At 31.1% G+C, this 425-nt stretch carries 1 protein-coding gene; it reads left to right on the forward strand.

The window, feature by feature from the left end; translation table 11 throughout:
• Positions 1 to 70: 70 nt before the first annotated feature.
• The coding region (locus ACTRWE_RS19285; RefSeq protein WP_462880543.1) for an STAS-like domain-containing protein at positions 71 to 425 on the forward strand (355 nt) is incomplete at its 3' end.

Here is a 425-nt window from a genome sequence, read left to right on the forward strand (position 1 = left end):
AAGAGATGGATTATAGCTTATTTGGCTCTATAATCGAATGGAGATTATATTACTAATGTCTGGAGTAATTATGTCACAAATACTCATAAAGGTTAGAGATTATACATTAGAACCATTCGGTCGTTATGAAACCGATGGTGAGGGGAACGGAGAGGAGTTCCGAAAAAAATTTATACTACCAGCACTTAAAAGTGGTGATGATGTTCTTATAGATTTAGATGGTATTAACGATGGTTATGGCAGCTCATTCATCGTTGAAGCTTTTGCTAATCTTATTAGAAAAGAAAATTTTTCTTATGCCGAAATTAAAACTAGGTTGAAATTTAAGTCTACAAATACAAAATGGATAAAAGAAATAGAGTCTTATATTGATGCGACTAAAGATAAAGATAATAGTGTTATAAATTCGGTTCTAAAATGGAAAT

It is taken from the genome of Pseudoalteromonas sp. G5_S1_54_S4, from assembly GCF_054968565.1.